We start from the raw sequence: 19044 nt of genomic DNA on the forward strand, positions 1-19044 counted from the left end.
CATGACAGCACAGGCATCCAAAGCAGGGCTTTCGATGAAGGAAGTCCTCATCTACGGTGGACTCATGGTCACCCTATCGATGGGTATTCGTCATGGCTTTGGCCTCTTCAATTTACCCATTACTTCAGCCAATGGCTGGGGTCGCGAAACGTTTGCTCTGACTATTGCTTTACAAAATCTGATTTGGGGAGCTGTGCAGCCAGTTACGGGGGCCTTGGCTGATCGTTACGGCGCATTCAAAATCATGGTTGCCGGTGGGATTTTGTATGCCCTAGGTTTGGCAGGCATGGCTATCTCTACTGATGTCATGAATTTCACATTAGCTGGTGGCTTGCTCATTGGTTTGGCACAAACTGCCACGACCTACAGCGTGGTCTATGGAATCTTGGGTCGCAATGTTTCTGCGGAGAAACGGGTATGGGCAATGGGTATTACTGCAGCCGCCGGTTCATTTGGCCAGTTCCTCATGATTCCAGCGGAGCAAGGTTTGCTCAGCATGTTTGGAACGCAAGATGCGCTTCTCATGTTGGCATTGATGGCCAGCTTAATGATTCCAACTGCATTTATGTTGCGTGAAAAGAATTTCACTTACAACCATAAGCTGGGCGATCAAACGATTAAGCAGGCGCTTAAAGAAGCCATTGGTAATCCAAGCTTTCGCTATTTAACTCTAGGGTATTTTGTTTGCGGCTTTCAGGTAGTGTTTATTGCAGTGCATTTAGCGCCCTACCTCAAGGATCTTTCCTCAAGCTATCCTGCGGTTGGCGCTCCCGTGGTTGCCACAACCGCTCTAGCCTTAATTGGCTTATTTAATATCTTCGGCACTTACAGCTCCGGCATTTTAGGTCAACGCTTTCCTAAGCGCTATTTGCTATCTGCAATCTATATTGGTCGCTCCATTGCCATTACAGCGTTCTTGTTATTGCCACCAACACCGATGAGTACTTACATCTTTGCTGCCATTATGGGTTTCTTATGGCTATCTACCATTCCACTGACCAACGGTATTGTTGCGCAAATTTTTGGTGTGAAGTATCTAACGATGCTCTCTGGTCTCATCTTTTTCTCGCATCAATTGGGTAGCTTCTGTGGAGCCTTCCTAGGAGGTTATTTGTTTGACCAAACTGGCTCTTATTTAATTGTTTGGGAAATTGCGATTGGGTTGGGCGTTTTTGCTTTCTTAGTTAATCTGCCCGTAAAGGAACGAGCAATTCACAGAGCGGCCAATGCTTAAGAAAAAACCAGGCATTGGGAAGCTCATCTCTTATGGGTTTGCTTTATTCATTTTGTTGTTCGTTTTCTCAATGTACTTCGCACCCGATATGATGGTGGCCGTAACAAATCAAGTATGGGCACTATGTGGTTGGTAATTCATTAGAATTGACATAGCACACTTTTTGTTTTCCTAGCATCTCGCCGTAGCACAATGGATAGTGCACATGCCTCCTAAGCGTGGGATACAGGTTCGATTCCTGTCGGCGGGACCAGAATTTCTTCAGAGTTATCCACAGGCCTTGTGGATAAATCCTCAAAAGTTTTCGTAAGTCACAGATTTGTATAGACAGACCTAGCTTGCTTAATTTGTGTGCAGAATATCTTTCCCTACTTTGCGTGTTTGTTTATAAATATTTAATCTAGTTCCTATAAGATTTTGTGTTAAGGGGCCTTGTTAATCAGGGCGTAGAACGCGAAGTTCCCTTACACTTAGGGCATGACCAGTCTCTCAACCAGTACGCTAGCCGCCCTCGAGGAAATGCTCCAAAATACGGCGCGTTCTGCTCCTGCGGAATACCTGCCGATTTATTTATCCCGTGGCGCAAGCGGCGAGCAACTGATTGGTCACCTCAATCCAGAGTTCATTCCCTATCTGCAAGAGTCCTTACAAAAAGAATCCATTGCACTTATTGCAATGGGTCATGACAAACTCACCATTCAGTTGGGCAAGCCTAGGGATTTATCTAACAGCCTTTATCAATTAGCCAACCGCATGAGATTGGGTGGATTTATTCCAGGCTGGCGTAACGAAGACTTTGCTTGGGTTGATCTAAATGGTCACAAATACTTTCGCATGGAACGTGCTGCGTTTCGTACCTTTGGCTTTCGCAGCATGGCAACGCATATCAATGGTTATACCCACGGTAATACCATTTGGCTGGGTAGACGGAGTGAGACTAAACCAACCGATCCAGGTAAGTTAGACAACTTGGCGGCTGGCGGGATTACTGCCGATGAAACACCCTGGGTCAGTGCGCGTCGTGAACTTTGGGAAGAAGCTGGTGTACCCGAACACCTCTCTGATCAAATTGAACCTGTGGGGCGGATACATATGCGCCGCCCATCACTAGATCGAGGCTTTCATGATGAGCAGCTGTATATCTATGATTTAGAGTTGGCTGACAACTTTATCCCTACTAACCATGATGGTGAAGTCAGTGGCTTTATTGAAATCTCCCTGCCAGAAGCTGCCGCCAGAATCCTGGCTGATGAATTCACCTCTGATGCTGCCTTTGTGACCGCAGACTTCATATTGCGCCGCAATAAGTAGCCTACCAGGCCTGTTTGGCAGGGCTTGACTGGCGTCATGCAGCAATCAGTCAATTCGTGGTTAAATTCATCTTAAGGATGAAACAGGGGTGCCCTTCATAGCAGTTTTGCTAGAAGGCGCTGAGAAAGACCCTATAACCCGATCCAGGTAATGCTGGCGTGGGGAGTTACATCAGACCGACACCCGGTTTCGTCCATCTAAAACAGCTAGGAGATGGACATGAGTACAGGCAACACCTCAACTAAAAACGCTAAACACGAGATTCCAAGCCTTAAAAGCTTAGAGCGCGACTTCGGGCAAAAGTTTGCCTATCCAGCCTCGACAAAAACTTACCTCCAAGGTTCAAGGCCTGATGTCAAAGCGCCAATCCGCATGATTGAGCAGCTACCTACCCGCGTAGGTGAAGAGATGTTGGCAAACCCTCCAGTACCTGTCTATGACACTTCCGGTCCATATAGCGATCCTGATGTTGTGATTAATCTTGAAAAAGGTTTGCCAAGACTGCGTGACACTTGGATTGCAGAACGAAATGACACCATCCAGTTGGCAGGGCCTAGCTCTGAATACGGTGTTGCACGCTCACAAGATGAGGCCACACAAAATTTACGCTTTTCTCATATCAGCGCACCACGTGTAGCTAAATCTGGTCATAACGTCAGTCAGATGTATTACGCTCGCCAAGGAATCATTACTCCTGAAATGGAATACATCGCCCTGCGTGAATCCATGGGCCTTGAGCAACTGCGCAAAGATCCTGCTTACAAGCAGCTATTGAAGCAGCATCCAGGTAAAGGGTATGGCGCCAACCTGCCTGACATCGTCACCGGTGAATTTGTTCGCTCCGAGATTGCTGCAGGACGCGCAATTATTCCAGCAAATATCAATCACCCTGAATTAGAGCCAATGATTATTGGCCGTAACTTCCGCGTGAAGATTAACGGTAACTTAGGTAACTCTGCTGTTACTTCATCCATTAATGAAGAAGTTGAAAAGATGGTGTGGTCCATTCGTTGGGGTGCAGATACCATCATGGATCTCTCCACTGGTAAACATATTCACGAGACTCGTGAATGGATTATTCGCAACTCTCCAGTACCTATTGGCACAGTGCCAATCTATCAAGCATTAGATAAAACCGGCGGTATTGCTGAAGACCTCACATGGGAAATGTTCCGTGACACACTGATTGAGCAAGCTGAGCAAGGTGTAGATTACTTCACCATTCATGCTGGTGTATTACTCCGTTATGTGCCGCTAACAGCGGATCGTATTACCGGTATTGTTTCTCGTGGCGGCTCGATCATGGCTAAATGGTGCTTGGCTCATCACAAAGAAAACTTCCTGTACACGAAGTTTGATGAGATTTGCGAGATCATGAAAGCGTATGACGTGTCATTTAGCTTGGGCGATGGTTTGCGTCCTGGTTGTATTGCTGACTCGAATGATGCTGCTCAGTTTGGTGAACTTCATACACTCGGTGAGCTGACTGCTAAAGCTTGGAAACATGATGTGCAGGTCATGATTGAGGGTCCTGGACACGTTCCAATGCAGCGCATTGAAGAGAATATGACTGAAGAGCTCAAGCATTGCTTAGAAGCTCCCTTCTACACCCTCGGACCATTGATTACCGATATTGCCCCTGGCTATGACCACATCACCAGCGGTATTGGTGCTGCACAAATCGGTTGGTACGGCACAGCGATGCTTTGCTATGTCACACCAAAAGAGCATTTAGGTTTGCCGGACAAAGAAGATGTACGTGAAGGCATCATCACTTACAAGATTGCTGCCCATGGCGCTGACTTGGCTAAAGGTTTACCGGGTGCACAAGTACGCGATAACGCCCTATCTAAGGCGCGTTTCGAGTTCCGCTGGGAAGACCAATTTAATCTGGGCTTAGATCCTGAGCGTGCGCGTGAGTATCACGACGCAACACTGCCAGCTGAAGGCGCCAAGATTGCGCACTTCTGCTCCATGTGTGGTCCGAAGTTCTGCTCCATGAAGATCACTCAAGAGGTGCGTGATTATGCTGCGACTTTAGATGCTGATGGCAACCCTAAGGCCAAGGTCATTCCGATTACTGAGGTGACTGATGCCTCTAAGGGCATGGATGAAATGTCCGCAGAGTTCCGTAAGCGCGGTAGTGAGATTTATCAGTAAGCAATGACTTGCGCAAGCTTCTCCAATAGTAAATACGCAATTGTCGGCGGCGGCCTAATGGGTCGCTTGCTGGCTGTTGCTCTTGCTAAAGGCGGTGCTCAAGTCGATCTCTTTGATAAAGGCGGTCCTGACGGCGCCCATGCTGCTGCGCGCATTGCTGCAGCGATGTTGGCACCATTAGCTGAATCTGCAATTACTGAAGATTCGGTAGTGCGCATGGGTTTGCATAGCCTGCCTCGCTGGAAGGAGCTTATTGCTGACTTATCTTCACCGGTTTACTTTCAGCAAGATGGCACTTTGATTTTGTGGCACCGCCAAGATGCCAGTGAAGCTGAACGCTTTACTGCTCATTTAGAGAAGAACTGTCGCTCAAACGCTGATCTCAGCGGACCACAAAAGCTCAATAACGAATCATTGCGCGAACTCGAGCCTGGCGTTGCCGATCGCTTTACTCAAGGACTGTATTTACCCAATGAAGGGCAATTGGATAATCGTCAGCTATTGGATGCTCTCGCTAGTGAGTTAAAGCTCGTTCAGGTTGACTGTCACTGGCATACCGAGATCGACCCGTCTGAATTGCGCAAACAGACTGACTATAAAGCGGTAATTGACTGTCGTGGTACAGGCGCTAGAGAAGCTTGGTTATCTGGGGACAAGCCCAATAGCCTGCGTGGCGTTCGTGGTGAGGTCATTCGACTGTATGCACCAGAAGTAAAGTTGCGTCGCCCTACCCGCTTAATCCATCCGCGCTATCCGATTTATATTGCCCCTAAAGAAAATGACGTCTATGTGGTGGGTGCAACGGAGATTGAGTCTGATGACTTGTCAGAAATGAGCGTACGTTCTGCCATGGAGTTACTCAGCGCTGTTTATACCGTTCATAGCGGGTTTGCAGAAGCGCGCATTTTGGAGATGGCGACGCAGTGTCGCCCAACTTTAAAAAATAATCTCCCAGAAATTCGGTCTCAAAAAGATAAAGGGCTTGCTGATTTGATCATGATCAATGGTTTATATCGCCATGGTTTTATGATTTCTCCTGCGGTACTCGATTGCGCATTAGAACTTTTAGAATACGGCACAAGCAAAACTGCATTGGATTTGGGATTGAGCATGACTCAAGATAACAATCGTATCGAGGCGGTATGCGCATAATCGTGAATCAAGTGGCTTATGAGTTGCCCAGCAAAAGCATGGTGAGTGACGCTCTAGCATTGATTAATGCCAAGCCGCCTTATGCTGTTGCCGTGAATCTCCATTTTGTACCCAAGACTAAGCATGCAGACTTTGTCTTGAATGAGGATGATCAAATTGAAATTATCGCCCCCGTTACCGGCGGCTGATTTAGAAAACACTACTTTGATATGAACGCCCCTTTACCTAATAATCTCAATAGCGCCGACACCCTTGTCTTGTACGGCGAGAGCTTTGCGAGTCGCTTGCTTTTAGGGACCTCACGTTACCCCTCTCCACTGGTGCTTGAGAACTCTGTACAAGCATCAAACCCTGGCATGATTACTGTGAGTTTGCGTCGCCAGGGAACATCAACTGCTGAAGCACATAGCGGCTTTTGGGATTTGCTTAAGAAGATGGCAGTTCCTGTTCTGCCGAATACCGCTGGTTGCCATAGCCCACAAGAAGTGATTACCACCGCGCAAATGGCACGCGAAGTTTTTGAAACCGATTGGATCAAGCTAGAGCTGATTGGTGATGATTACACTTTGCAACCTGATGTCTTACGCTTAGTGCAAACAGCTGAGACATTGATTAAAGATGGTTTTAAGGTTCTGCCATATTGCACAGAAGATCTCATTTTGTGCCAACGCTTAGTAGATGTTGGTTGCCAAGCAGTCATGCCTTGGGCTGCTCCAATTGGCACCGGACAGGGGCCTTTAAATCCCTACGCCATGAAACTGTTGCGCAACCGATTAAAAGTTCCGCTCTTGGTTGATGCTGGGCTAGGACTTCCTTCTCATGCTTGCACCGTCATGGAATGGGGGTTTGATGGAGTACTGCTGAATACCGCAGTAGCCTTGGCGGATGATCCTGTAGTGATGGCCAAAGCCTTTGCAATGGCGGTTGATGCGGGTCGTACAGCCTATTTATCTGGCGCTATGAAGCCCCAGGAATCAGCTCAGGCAAGCACTCCATTGGTGGGCACTCCTTTTTGGCACCAATCTTAAGTACACTGAACTCATGAGCCTAATTCGTGACCTTGCCGATCAAATCGTTGCTGCGCATCGCAATGAAGATTTGTGCATTCCGATTCCAAGCTTTAGTTTGAACTCTCCACCTCCACTGATTGATAATGAAGCAGCTGTCGATCACTACGAATTGGCAGGCGCACTAGCTGCTATTGAGATGGGATTTATCGAGCCTGACGCCAGAATTCTGGGTAAGGCATGGTCACGCATGACATTGCAAGATGGTGGCTTTAATCCCTTTAAATGGCCTAGTCGGCCAGAGCATTTTGATTTATTGCCTTGGACTCGCAATATGAATCCCAATGCGTTTAAGGAGTGTCCGAAACGCTTAGGCTTGTATGGTGTCATGCCGGATGCTGAGTGGGTAAAGCGCATGGTTGATGCGGAGCTGCCTACAGTACAACTTCGCTTTAAGTCGGATGAAAAATCCAAGATCCGAAAACAAATTAAAGAATCTGTTGCAGCAGTTAAAGATAGCAAGACCTTACTCTTCATTAATGATTACTGGCAAGAAGCAATTGATGCCGGCGCCTATGGCGTGCATTTAGGCCAAGAAGATTTAGTAGATGCAAACCTAGAAGAGATTCGGGTAGCGGGTTTAAGACTGGGATTAAGTACTCATGGCTATGCAGAGCTGGCTTATGCAGATCGCTTTTGCCCAAGTTACATTGCGATGGGAGCCGTCTTTCCTACGAATTTAAAGAAGATGCCTACAGCACCGCAAGGACTGGGTCGCTTATATCGATATGCTCAGCTCATGGACAATTACCCGCTAGTTGCTATTGGCGGCATTGATCAAGATAGCATTCATGCGGTAGCAAAAAGTGGTGTTGGTTCTGTAGCTGTTGTGAGAGCCATTACCCAAGCTAAAGATCCTAAGGCAGCAGTCAAGCACTTGCAAGAATTAATGCAGGCTTAGAGCCTGCATTACCTCTTTAAAGCTTGCTTCAATTCTTTTCTTTTTCATCTAGCAATGCTGTGGGATAGAAATCATGCATATGCCAGAGGGGTCCTGGACCTTCACCAATACTTAAGAAGCGCCCTGCCTCCAAGCCTGCCTCCACATAAGCGATCGCCTTAGCAACTGCATGAGCTAGATCATGGCCATCAGCTAGATAGGTAGCAATGGCAGATGCTAAAGAACATCCGGTGCCGTGCGTGTTTACTGTATTGACACGATAGTGTTTGAATTCTTTTGATTGCACAACTTCAAGACCGTCTTCCACGGAACGCCACATTAAGTAATCGGTAATTTGGGCTTGCGTGCTATCCAAGTGACCACCTTTGATGAGTACTGCTTGTGGGCCCATCTCGAGTAATTCTTCAGCGGCCAATTTGAAATCATTGGGACCACTTATTTCACGACCAAGTAGTAATGAAGCTTCATCTAGATTGGGCGTAACCAGTGTTGCAATCGGAAACAAGTCAGCAATCATGGCTTGAGCGGTATCGTCGCCACCCAAGCTTGCACCAGAAGTAGCGCGCAGAACAGGATCTAGAACAATCCGTTTAACGCCGTGTTTGCGTAAAGATTTAGCAACTGTTCGAACTATTTCTGGGCTAGCTAACATACCGATTTTGACAATATCGGCGCCAATATCCATTAAAACAGCGTCAATCTGGGCTTCTACCACATCAAAATCGACATCCTGAATACGCATTACGCCCAAGGTGTTTTGGGCGGTAATTGCCGTAATGACTGACATGCCGTAGCCGCCCAAGGCTGTGATGACCTTGAGGTCAGCCTGGAGCCCCGCCCCGCCGCCACTATCGGACCCAGCAATGGTCAGTACTTTGGGGATCTGCACAGAAGTGGGAAGAAGTGAATTCATCTTGCTATAATATCGGCTTATTCCTCGATAGCTCAGTCGGTAGAGCGCCGGACTGTTAATCCGTAGGTCCCTGGTTCGAGCCCAGGTCGAGGAGCCAAATAAGTAAAGCCCCTAGAGAAATCTAGGGGCTTTTTCTTTATGAGGACTGATTAAGTCGATCTCTTAGATCAAGCCCTTCTTGCGCAAGTTGGACAGGCGATTATGGAGAGACTTCAATGTCAGAAGATTGTATTTATCCCCCTCCTTCCAAACACTACCTTTCCATTCGATGCCTTCTGGTGTGACATTAGCGAACGGCTCTTTACCTTCCTTTGCATAGCCTTCTAAGATGGCGATCAGTGCTGCTCGGTCATTGGATCCACCAGCATCTTTCACTGCATCCAAAATAGGTTTGGTGATGGTATCGCTATAGGTAACCTTAGCATCCATATGATTGGGCGCTGCTGTTTCTTCGAAGATGTACTCATGTGGCCACTCAAAGACATTTCTTGCTGAATTTTTTACTGCTTCTGGACTCACTGCACCGCCCTCAGGATTCTTTGGATCGGTTGGTAGGCTTAGACCCAAAATCCAAGCTTCAAATTCAGCAATGCGGCTATAACGCTTTTCTTCGCTATCGCGCTTTTGCTCTTCTTGTGAGAGCAACAAGGTAACCCATGCCCAGGCAATATCTTTAGGTATTGCAAACTCTTGAGTCAGAATTCCACTGGCTTTTTTTAGGATGGGTTTGGATGTGAGTTTTGACATTGCATTCTTTCTGGATTCGTTCTGCTTTTATACTAAGCGCCTTCAATTTAGGGTGAAAATTCAAAGGGAAGGCTTTCCCTTTCATTTTGACAATGCTCTCCACATCCCCCGTAGGATACTCTTCATTAGCTAACCGCCTACTTGTCAGGCCTACGCAAACCCAGTTCTAGCAGGCCCCAGGACTGAGTCATGGAGCAAATCAAACAAGTTCGGCCGTATTCACTAAAATAGCCGGATGACTAAGATTCCTGAACTTCTCGCTCCAGCTGGCAGCCTTTCCATGCTGCGTACCGCCTTTGATTTTGGCGCAGATGCCATTTATGCCGGACAACCTCGTTATTCACTGCGGGTGCGCAATAACGACTTCGGCAAGATTGAGGTGTTGAAGAATGGAATTGATACCGCCCATGAAATGGGCAAGAAGTTTTATTTGGTTTCCAACCTATTGCCTCATGGCGGTAAAACGCGCACATATATTAAAGACATGGATCCAGTAATTGCATTAAAGCCGGATGCTTTAATCATGTCTGATCCTGGACTAATCATGATGGCGCGCGAAGCTTGGCCAGATATGCCAATTCATTTATCAGTACAAGCTAATACTGTGAATGGTGCTTCTGCTAAGTTTTGGCGATCTGTTGGCATTAGTCGTGTGATTTTGTCCCGCGAACTTTCCTTTGATGAAATTGAAGAAGTCCGTCAAGACTGTCCAGAAATGGAGCTTGAGGTATTTGTTCACGGCGCACTCTGTATCGCCTACTCTGGTCGCTGCTTGTTATCCGGCTATATGTCTCATCGAGATTCCAATCAAGGCGCCTGTACCAATGCTTGCCGCTGGGATTACAAGGTGAAACCTGGGCAACAAAATACCAGTGGTGATGTAGTGCTTTTGCAAGAAGCTCGTCGCCCTGATGATTTGATGCCAATGGAAGAAGATGAGCATGGCACCTACATCATGAACTCCAAGGATCTGCGAGCCGTTGAGCACATTGAGCGCTTAACCAAGATGGGTGTTGACTCTTTCAAAATTGAAGGACGTACCAAATCACCTTATTACGTTTCACGTACTGTTCAAGCCTATAGAGCAGCAATTAATGATGCTGTTGCTGGTAAGCCGTTTAATACTGCCCTGTTAGGTCAATTAGAAGGTTTAGCTAACCGTGGTTATACAGATGGATTTTATGAGCGTCACCATGACAAAGAGTACCAACTCTATATGCGCGGCCATTCTTTATCGGGACGTAGCTTGTATGTTGGTGAGACGCTGGAAATTGACTCTGCTACCGGCCGAGTCAAGGTAGATGTGAAGAATCGTTTTTCTGTTGGTGACAAAATTGAAATCATCGAACCAAACGGAAACACAGATGTTGTATTGACTGAGATGTGGAATATGAAGGGCGAGTTGATTGATGTTGCTCTTGGCTCAGGTCACTTTGTTTGGCTCAAAATTCCAATGGTTACTTCACATGCTTTTATTGCACGCTATACACAAGAACCCGCACCAGCTGAAGTAGCTACTTCTAGCTCTTGCTCTACTTGCGGCGATTAACTTCCCCATTCTTCTGATAAAAGATCTTCATGACTAACATCGCTAAGAGCGCCTCAAACAAACCAGGCTTGAAAATGAAGCTCGAAGAGGAAATTAAGAAAGCGTTTGCTTTATCGATTTACTTCGGCACCTGGTTCTGCGCGATTGCCTTTATGGCTGCAACTGCTCTTGAAGAGCGCCCCATTCCTCTTTCTCTTTTTGGGTTTGCGTTGATTAAAGCTGCTTTATCGGCAAAATTTATGTTGATTGCTCAGGCTGTTTATCCAATTAAGATTGATAAACAAAGCGGCATTGTTAAGTCACTCATGCTTGAGTCGCTGATCTATCTAGTGGTGGTCATCGCCCTGAATTATCTTGAAGCTGGAGTGCATGGACTCATTAATGGTAAAGAATTTATTGCCTCTATGGCATCTTTTGGAAGCGGCGATCCATTAAGAGTCCTTGCCATGTCGATTGTGTATTGGTTAATTGTTTGGCCTTACTTGATTTTTGTGGGCTTTAATATGGTCGTAGGCAATACTGAAACTCTTGCAGTCTTGTTTGGCTCCAAAAAATAATTGCCTTATTTGTATTGCGTGAGAATTTTTTGGCTTTGCCTATTGGCGTTTTTTTACCAACAGGCCTCTGCTCAAGAAATTGAAGCTCGCGCTTATTCCAATGCGCCCATAGGGATTAACTTTATTACTGGCGGCATTGCGCAAGCCAAAAGTGGCTCTTACACCCTCACTACGGAGGCGGTAAATCTAACCCGCATCATTGATATCTTCGGCCAGTCTGGCAGAATCAGCTTATTAATACCTTATGCCCAGCTTTCTGGTACCGGCAGTCTTGGCCCTCAAAATGTCAATGCATCTGCCGAGGGCTTATCAGATCCGGTTGTAAAAATCTCCGCCAATCTTTATGGCGCACCTGCGCTCTCGCTAGAGGAATTTAAAAATTACCAGCAAGACCTCATTATTGGCACTAGTCTTGCTGCATCCATCCCATGGGGCAAGTACAACAGCGAACAAATGCTCAACGTGGGTGCCAATCGCTCACTGATTCAACCTGCCATCGGAGCTTCTCAAGCAGTCGGACCATGGCGCTTGGAATTAGCAGGCATGGCCACGATCTATACCAGCAATACCAGTTTTCTGGGAAACAATACACTCTCCCAAAATCCCATCTACTCTTCGGAAGCCCATGCGATCTATTACTTTCAGAATACGGCCTATATTTCTGCTGATGCGACCTACTTCATCGGTGGGCAGAAATACGTCAATGGCACAGCAATCAGTGGCTCACAAGAAAATTGGCGTTTTGGCAGCACTTTTTCTTACCCCATCAATAAGCACAATTCGATTCGCCTAACCGGTAGCAAAGGCGTCTACTCCAACACCAATACTGACTACACCGCACTGGGTATTTCCTGGCAGTACCGCTGGGGTGGTGGACTGTAGGTAAACAGGCTATTCCATCGCTACAATAAAGCCAAAGAACATTAATAAGAGATACGAGACCAATCATGAGCAATAAACCAAAAGATCCCGCAGAGAGCGGTTTACGTAAAGGCTTGACCAGCTATGGAGATAAAGGCTTCTCTTTATTTTTACGCAAGGCCTTCATCAAAGGTGCCGGCTATACCAATAGCGCATTAGATCGCCCTGTAATCGGCATTATCAATACCGGTAGCGCTTACAACCCCTGTCACGGCAATATGCCTCAGCTTTTGGAAGCGGTAAAGCGCGGTGTGATGTTAGCTGGTGGTCTGCCAATGGAGTTTTCAACGATCTCTATCCATGAGAGTTTTGCAGCGCCAACAAGTATGTACTTGCGCAATCTGATGTCCATGGACACCGAAGAAATGTTACGCGCACAACCAATGGATGCAGTCGTCATGATTGGTGGTTGCGATAAAACTGTTCCTGCACAAATGATGGGTGCCGCTTCTGCAGGCTTACCCGCCATTCAACTGATTACCGGCTCAATGCTCACCGGATCCCATCGCAGCGAACGTGTAGGCGCTTGCACTGACTGTCGCCGTTACTGGGGTAAATTCCGCGCCGGTGAAATTGATGAAGTTGAAAAAGATGAGGTTAACGATCAACTAGTAGCCAGTGTTGGCACTTGTTCCGTAATGGGCACAGCAAGCACGATGGCCTGCATCTCGGAAGCGTTAGGTATGACGGTTCCAGGCGGCGCAACGCCACCAGCAGTTACTGCAGACCGCATCCGCGTCGCCGAAGAAACTGGTACTTGTGCTGTGAAGATGGCTAAAGAAGGTTTAACGATTGATAAGGTACTCACTGCAGACGCATTTGAAAATGCGATGCGTGTTTTGTTAGCCATTGGCGGATCCACTAATGGCATAGTTCACTTAGCTGCTATTGCTGGACGCATGGGTTTAGAGATTGATTTGGATGCACTCGATAAGATGGGTGATGAGACCCCAGTTTTGGTGGACTTAAAACCCTCTGGTGACCACTATATGGAAAACTTTCATGATGCTGGCGGCATGACTACCTTGCTTCGTGAACTGAAGCCTCTATTAAAACTTAATGCGATGACTGTTTCTGGTAGAACTCTTGGCGAAGAGATTGATGCCGCTCCACCGAGCTTTAAACAAGATGTCGTCCGCCCATTTGATAAACCCATTTACCCACGTGGCAGCATTGCTGTATTGCACGGAAATTTAGCGCCTGGTGGCGCCATCATCAAGCAGTCGGCTGCCAATGAAAAGCTCATGGAGCATGAAGGTCGTGCCGTGGTGTTTGAAGATGCTGCCGATTTAGCTAACCGTATTGATAGCGCAGACTTAGATGTCGCTGCTGATGATATTTTGGTACTCAAAAATATTGGGCCTAAAGGCGCTCCTGGCATGCCAGAAGCTGGCTATATTCCCATTCCTATGAAATTGGCACGAGCTGGCGTCAAAGATATTGTGCGGATCTCCGATGGACGTATGAGCGGTACCGCCTTCGGCACCATTGTGTTGCACGTTACCCCTGAATCCGCTATTGGCGGTCCTTTGGCACAAGTTCGCAATGGTGATCGTATTCGCCTAAGTGTTAAGAATCGAGAGATCAGCCTACTCATTTCAGATGAAGAGCTTGCTCAGCGCATGAAAGACAATCCCATTACCTCACCGACTGCTGAGCGTGGCTATAAGAAGCTCTTTTTGGATACCGTGACTCAAGCAGATCAAGGAGTGGACTTTGATTTCTTAAGAGCAGCCAAGATGGTTGGCAAAACCCCTTCATCTAAATAGAAGCTTTCAACAATGAACGCTAATCTCTTGCGCAGGGGCATGAATTTATGGCCCCCGTTCCTGGGCGCAGGCATTACGGTTGAGCATATTGCCAAAGACTTTCGTCAAGCCAGAGTACGCCTTAAGCATGGTCTATTGAACCGAAATATTATTGGCGTTCACTTTGGGGGTAGCCTATTTGCAATGACCGACCCCTTCTTCATGATGATGGTGTCCCAGAATATTGGCAAACGCTATATTGTTTGGGATCAAGCAGCCAAGATTGAGTTTCTGAAACCTGGCAAAGGTAAGGTTCATGCCAGCTTTGGAATTACTCAAGCCCAAATTGATGACATTATTAAAGCCGCTGAGTCTGGCGACAAAGTACTCAAAGACTTTGTTGTCGATGTGAAAGATCAAGAGGATGATGTGGTCGCGAGAATTACGAAGACTTTATATATCCGCAAGAAGATTAAGAAAAGCTAACGTACATTGTTAACTTTTGTATTAATTGCTTAGTGTATTTGTATAAGCAGGCGCATCAATTTTGCGCATCTCACCTTCAATCCAAGCCTCCACCTCAAGCTGTAATTGCTCTTCCGTTTTTCCCACCACTGAGATCACCGGTCCAATAGAAAGCGCAATCACTCCAGGACGCTTTAAGAAGGTATTTCTAGGCCATATGGCACCTGAGTTCTGCGCCACCGGAAGAATGTCTGTTTGCGTGCTGATAGCAAGGCGCACGCCGCCTTTTCTATAGGGCTTAAATGACCCTCGAGGGGTTCGAGTACCCTCTGGGTAGATAGCTATCCAATTCCCCTCAGATAAAACCACTTTGCCCCGCTCATTGACCGCTTCACGCGCCTTCTCACGATCGCCACGATTAATGTGAATCATTCTTAACGACGCCAAAGCCCAACCAAAAAATGGCACGAACAATAATTCTCGTTTGAATACAAAGCAAAGTTGTCTTGGGAAGAAAGCTGGGTAGATAAAGGTTTCCCATGCAGATTGATGCTTACCCAAAATAATCAATGATTTATTGGGATCTTGGGGGATATTCTCAAAGCCCTTTATCTTTAGGTTAATTCCGCAGAAAAATAAAAGCGCTTTCTGGGTCAAACGGCACCAAAATACGCCCATCTGGTAACGCGTGCTTCGACTTGTAAAGGGAATGACCAGAATAATTGCGCTAGCAACAATGGTGACGGTTGTGAAACCAAATAAATAGAATAGAAAGGAACGCAGCCAAAGCATCACGATAGTATTTTTACTAATAAAGCGCTAAAAAACTTATTTTAAATGATTAGCCTTGGAAGATGACCCTTGGTAATACTCATAAATCCCTTAATTCACGTCTTAGGATTTTTCCAACATTGGTTTTTGGTAAATCATTGCGGAAAACGATGTGCTTTGGGCGCTTATAGTTAGTGAGGTTCTCTTTGCAGAATGCCAAGATAGCTTCTTCTGTTAGGGACTGATCTTGCTTTACAACGAAAGCTTTGACAGCCTCACCAGAGTCTTCATCGGACACACCAATGACTGCACACTCCAAGACGCCTGGAATCAAAGACAGGACTTCTTCCACTTCATTTGGATAGACATTAAATCCAGAAACCAGAACCATATCTTTTTTGCGGTCCACAATCTTAGTGAGACCATCGGCATTCATGATGCCAATATCGCCCGATTTAAAGAAGCCATCGGATGTCATGACATTCTTAGTTTCTTCAGGCTTATTCCAGTAACCCGCCATTACCTGAGGCCCCCGGATGCAAATTTCACCAGGCGTACCAAATGGCACTTCAATACCGTCGTCACCTAAAATAAGCACTTCTGTACTTGGCACTGGGTAACCAATAAAACCAGTAAAACTTTCGATCAAAGCGGAATTTACGCAAGCGACTGGTGAGGTTTCTGAAAGGCCATATCCTTCGGCAATAGGAGCGCCAGTCATTTCTTGCCAATGATCTGCAACAACCTTTTGCATTGCCATGCCACCACCAATAGTGGCCAAAATATTAGGGAACTTCACAGAGGCAAATTCAGGTTTGTGCATCAGTGCATTAAAGAGAGTATTAACACCAGGGAAAATATTGATATTTGGGTGCTTCTTCAATAGCTTGATGAATCCATCGAAATCACGTGGATTAGGAACCAAAACTAACAGGCCACCTTTGCGCATACCCAATACTGAACAGGCTGTTAAGGCAAAGATGTGATACATAGGTAGCGCACATAAGAAAACCAATTGATCTACATTCTTACGCTTTAATCCCGGCTCAAGCCATAACTCTGTCTGGATGACATTAGAAAGAATATTGCTATGCAAAAGAATGGCGCCTTTAGATAAACCTGTAGTGCCCCCTGTGTATTGCAAAAAGGCAATGTCACTTAAAGAAGTATTAGGTTTATTCCAGGAATGATGACTGCCCTCACCTAAAGCAGTCAAAAAAGTAATATGACCAGGCAAATCCCATGCGGGCACGAGTTTTTTTACATTACGGACTACAAAGTTGACTACCGCACCTTTGAGTCCAATCATTTCACCCAGTGAAGTAACGATGGTCTTTTTCAATGGCACGTCAGCAGCGATGTGCTGATAAACATGTGCAAAGTTTTCTAAGATGACTAGAGCTGATGCGCCACTATCTTTAAGTTGATATTCCAACTCACGGGCGGTATAGAGCGGATTAACATTGACCACTACGTACCCCGCACGAAGGATACCGATCATCGCAATCTGAAATTGCAATACGTTAGGCAACATAATTGCAACACGAGCGCCAGGTTCTAAACCCAGGTTTTGCAAGTAAGAGGCAAAGTGCTTGGAGTGCTGATCAAGCTCTCGATACGTTAAGAACTTATCGAGATACTCACAGGCACGTCTATTTGGATAACGTTCAAAAGCTTCCTCGAACATATCTAGCAAAGAATTATAGCCAGAGATATCGACATCATGAGGTACACCCTCAGGATAGTGTTTCAACCAAGGTTTTGAGGGATTAACCATGAGTTACTTTCAGTCTTGATCTAGTTTTACTTATAGTCAGATTGTTAAATCTGTATGACTCATTCTAATCACAGGAACAATAAATCTAAAGAAAAAGCCCTCTGCTATGAGAGGGCTTTGACTTAACAATTTACAACGATTAGAAACGGTAACCTAGACCGACCAAAATATCAGTACCAGTACCTTTAATTTGATTGCTAATAGCAGCACCTGATGTTGTAGTACCATTTGCAGTCTTATTGCCGTAAGCAGCATAATTAACTTCGCCAAATGCAAAAATGGAGCCTGTAATAATCTGCTTATAACCCAAGCCAAGTGTGTATCCGCTTAAATTATTTGTGTTGTAAGCTAGATCAGGGGTTGATAAGCCAATAGTGGCTCCGGTATATCCAATTTTTGCATAAGCCAAGCGATCCTTGTCAATGACATATCCGGGTGTTAATACAATGCTGTATAAGTTTTTGACCTGATAGCTTGCTGGTGAAGTCTTTGCTAGCGCTCCACTTTGAGTATAGTAATTTAAGTTGCCAGTGGCGCCTGAGCTAGCACCAGGATAATAAGTTGCGGCCAAGCCTAATACATAATTAGGAGAAATACCAAAGTTATATCCAACTGCTAAATTAACCAAACCAGTGCTAACGTTATTAACATTAGATGCAGAGCTATTTAAATTAACAGAAGAAGGATAGGGAGCAGGGAGTCCAGTTGGCTGAACTGCAGTTCCATTTGATACTGTTGGATTGAACATACCCCAGCCCACACCAATCTGACCATAAGCACCTTCCCATGCATTTGCTTTTGCAGACTGTGCATTTGCACTTGTTGCGAATACACCCATCATTGCTAAAGCCAAAGCGCTAATTTTTACTGTTTTCATATATCTTCCTGTGATCAGTTTTTATTGATATCAAACAACTCACTAAATATTAATTACCTTTATTAGAATTTGGATCTCGGGTTTTCCCTCAATTAATTGTGCAGTGCATTAATTCCATTGGCCCTGTAGATAAGATTGTGTATTTAAAGGGCCTGTAGACTAGTTTCAATTTTTTTGTATTGATGTAATATAAACGAACGATCGTATTATTTTTACAACATTCTAAGGTTAATAAGAATCCCATGAACCAGGTAAGGGTTAATTTAAAGGCTACAGACGAGCCCACCAAAGGGTCGGCAACTAAGACTTTGATCCTGAATGCGGCCTTAGAGATTTCAAGCAAATCTGGCCTTGAAGGCTTGACCATTGGGAATCTAGCTGAATCTGTGAAGATGAGCAAAAGCGGCGTCTTCGCACACTTTGGCTCCCGAGAAGAGCTGCAGGTTGAAGTTGTTCGTGCATACCATCAAAAATTTCAGGAAGTCGTATTCGCCCCTGCACTCTTAAAACCAAAGGGCTTGCCCAGACTGAATCAAATGATTAGCTCTTGGCTCAAAATGAGTAGCGGTGGTGATACCTCTAGCTGTTTCTTTATTTCTGGAGCCGCTGAATTTGACGACTGTCCCGGCATTGTTCGAGATGAGCTACTTCGTAGCGTTGAAGTATGGCGCTCCGCTTTGCTTAGGGCCATTAAAGAAGCAATATCTGAGGGGCATCTAAAAAAATCAGTGGATGCCCAAGCTCTACTGTTTAGGCTTTACAGCATTGCACTAGGCGTTCACCATGATTCTCGTTTTCTAGAGAATCCAAAATGCTTAGCAATTGCAAACAAGCTAATTAAAGAAATTTTTGCAGCAAATCAAGTAACTCAATAATTCTTAATAAGTACCTCTT

18 protein-coding genes, 2 tRNA genes and 1 riboswitch are annotated in these 19044 nt (G+C 45.7%); of the genes, 15 read left to right on the plus strand and 5 right to left on the minus strand.

The features are described from left to right. Window position 1: 1 nt before the first annotated feature. The 8 genes from VC159_RS05985 (at window position 2) to thiE (ending at window position 7825) form a co-directional block, all read left to right on the plus strand. Window positions 2-1234 carry an MFS transporter gene (locus VC159_RS05985; RefSeq protein WP_323473079.1) on the plus strand — a complete coding sequence of 411 codons (1233 nt, stop codon included), beginning with the start codon at window positions 2-4 and terminating at the stop codon, window positions 1232-1234. A 178-nt stretch (window positions 1235-1412) separates the two neighbouring features. Continuing rightward, window positions 1413-1487, plus strand: a tRNA-Arg gene (locus VC159_RS05990). Window positions 1488-1711: 224 nt separating this feature from the next. Then, a complete protein-coding gene (locus tag VC159_RS05995; protein WP_323473080.1) occupies window positions 1712-2545 on the plus strand; it encodes an NUDIX hydrolase in 834 nt (277 codons plus the stop codon). Between the two features lie 74 nt (window positions 2546-2619). Beyond that, window positions 2620-2727, plus strand: a riboswitch (TPP riboswitch). A gap of 37 nt (window positions 2728-2764) precedes the next feature. After that, window positions 2765-4705: a phosphomethylpyrimidine synthase ThiC gene (gene thiC, locus VC159_RS06000; RefSeq protein ID WP_323473081.1), complete on the plus strand. Its 1941-nt coding sequence runs from the start codon at window positions 2765-2767 to the stop codon at window positions 4703-4705. Between the two features lie 3 nt (window positions 4706-4708). Beyond that, entirely contained in the window at window positions 4709-5857 is a 1149-nt protein-coding gene (locus VC159_RS06005) for an FAD-dependent oxidoreductase (RefSeq protein WP_323473082.1), read from the plus strand. Further along, window positions 5848-6045 carry a sulfur carrier protein ThiS gene (gene thiS / locus VC159_RS06010; RefSeq protein ID WP_323473083.1) on the plus strand — a complete coding sequence of 66 codons (198 nt, stop codon included), beginning with the start codon at window positions 5848-5850 and terminating at the stop codon, window positions 6043-6045. Before VC159_RS06005 ends, thiS begins: the two co-directional genes overlap by 10 nt. Window positions 6046-6066: 21 nt before the next feature. Then, window positions 6067-6885, plus strand: coding sequence for a thiazole synthase (locus tag VC159_RS06015; RefSeq protein ID WP_323473084.1), 819 nt, complete (start codon window positions 6067-6069; stop codon window positions 6883-6885). 13 nt (window positions 6886-6898) lie between these two features. Beyond that, a complete protein-coding gene (thiE, locus tag VC159_RS06020) occupies window positions 6899-7825 on the plus strand; it encodes a thiamine phosphate synthase (RefSeq protein WP_323473085.1) in 927 nt (308 codons plus the stop codon). 28 nt (window positions 7826-7853) lie between these two features. Here the strand turns inward: thiE and thiD are convergent, their stop codons facing one another. Next, window positions 7854-8738 carry a bifunctional hydroxymethylpyrimidine kinase/phosphomethylpyrimidine kinase gene (gene thiD, locus VC159_RS06025; RefSeq protein WP_323473086.1) on the minus strand — a complete coding sequence of 295 codons (885 nt, stop codon included), beginning with the start codon at window positions 8736-8738 and terminating at the stop codon, window positions 7854-7856. Between the two features lie 21 nt (window positions 8739-8759). Here thiD and VC159_RS06030 point away from each other — a divergent pair. Next, window positions 8760-8835, plus strand: a tRNA-Asn gene (locus tag VC159_RS06030). Window positions 8836-8900: 65 nt separating this feature from the next. Here VC159_RS06030 and VC159_RS06035 read toward each other — a convergent pair. Continuing rightward, entirely contained in the window at window positions 8901-9485 is a 585-nt protein-coding gene (locus VC159_RS06035) for a hypothetical protein (RefSeq protein WP_323473087.1), read from the minus strand. 235 nt (window positions 9486-9720) lie between these two features. Here VC159_RS06035 and VC159_RS06040 point away from each other — a divergent pair, with 235 nt between their 5' ends. The 5 genes from VC159_RS06040 (at window position 9721) to VC159_RS06060 (ending at window position 14746) form a co-directional block, all read left to right on the plus strand. Continuing rightward, window positions 9721-11034: a U32 family peptidase gene (locus VC159_RS06040; RefSeq protein ID WP_323473088.1), complete on the plus strand. Its 1314-nt coding sequence runs from the start codon at window positions 9721-9723 to the stop codon at window positions 11032-11034. A 29-nt stretch (window positions 11035-11063) separates the two neighbouring features. Beyond that, window positions 11064-11591: a hypothetical protein gene (locus VC159_RS06045; RefSeq protein WP_072582364.1), complete on the plus strand. Its 528-nt coding sequence runs from the start codon at window positions 11064-11066 to the stop codon at window positions 11589-11591. A 42-nt stretch (window positions 11592-11633) separates the two neighbouring features. Next, window positions 11634-12473, plus strand: a complete 840-nt coding sequence (locus VC159_RS06050; RefSeq protein ID WP_323473089.1) for a transporter — start codon at window positions 11634-11636, stop codon at window positions 12471-12473. 65 nt (window positions 12474-12538) lie between these two features. After that, entirely contained in the window at window positions 12539-14281 is a 1743-nt protein-coding gene (locus VC159_RS06055) for an IlvD/Edd family dehydratase (RefSeq protein WP_323473090.1), read from the plus strand. A gap of 39 nt (window positions 14282-14320) precedes the next feature. Beyond that, a complete protein-coding gene (locus VC159_RS06060) occupies window positions 14321-14746 on the plus strand; it encodes a DUF4442 domain-containing protein (protein ID WP_323473091.1) in 426 nt (141 codons plus the stop codon). 21 nt (window positions 14747-14767) lie between these two features. Here VC159_RS06060 and VC159_RS06065 read toward each other — a convergent pair whose 3' ends face one another. From VC159_RS06065 to VC159_RS06075, 3 genes are all read right to left on the minus strand, one after another. Continuing rightward, the gene (locus tag VC159_RS06065; protein WP_323473569.1) at window positions 14768-15517 is read right to left on the minus strand and encodes a lysophospholipid acyltransferase family protein; all 750 of its coding nucleotides are present in this window, start codon (window positions 15515-15517) and stop codon (window positions 14768-14770) included. A 79-nt stretch (window positions 15518-15596) separates the two neighbouring features. Then, window positions 15597-17273: a long-chain-fatty-acid--CoA ligase gene (locus VC159_RS06070; protein WP_323473092.1), complete on the minus strand. Its 1677-nt coding sequence runs from the start codon at window positions 17271-17273 to the stop codon at window positions 15597-15599. A 139-nt stretch (window positions 17274-17412) separates the two neighbouring features. Beyond that, window positions 17413-18150, minus strand: a complete 738-nt coding sequence (locus VC159_RS06075) for an outer membrane protein (RefSeq protein WP_215360160.1) — start codon at window positions 18148-18150, stop codon at window positions 17413-17415. Window positions 18151-18392: 242 nt separating this feature from the next. Here VC159_RS06075 and VC159_RS06080 point away from each other — a divergent pair, with 242 nt between their 5' ends. After that, window positions 18393-19025, plus strand: a complete 633-nt coding sequence (locus VC159_RS06080) for a TetR/AcrR family transcriptional regulator (RefSeq protein ID WP_072582357.1) — start codon at window positions 18393-18395, stop codon at window positions 19023-19025. Window positions 19026-19044 lie beyond the last annotated feature (19 nt).

It is taken from the genome of Polynucleobacter sp. JS-JIR-II-c23, from assembly GCF_035011225.1.
GTDB lineage: Bacteria > Pseudomonadota > Gammaproteobacteria > Burkholderiales > Burkholderiaceae > Polynucleobacter.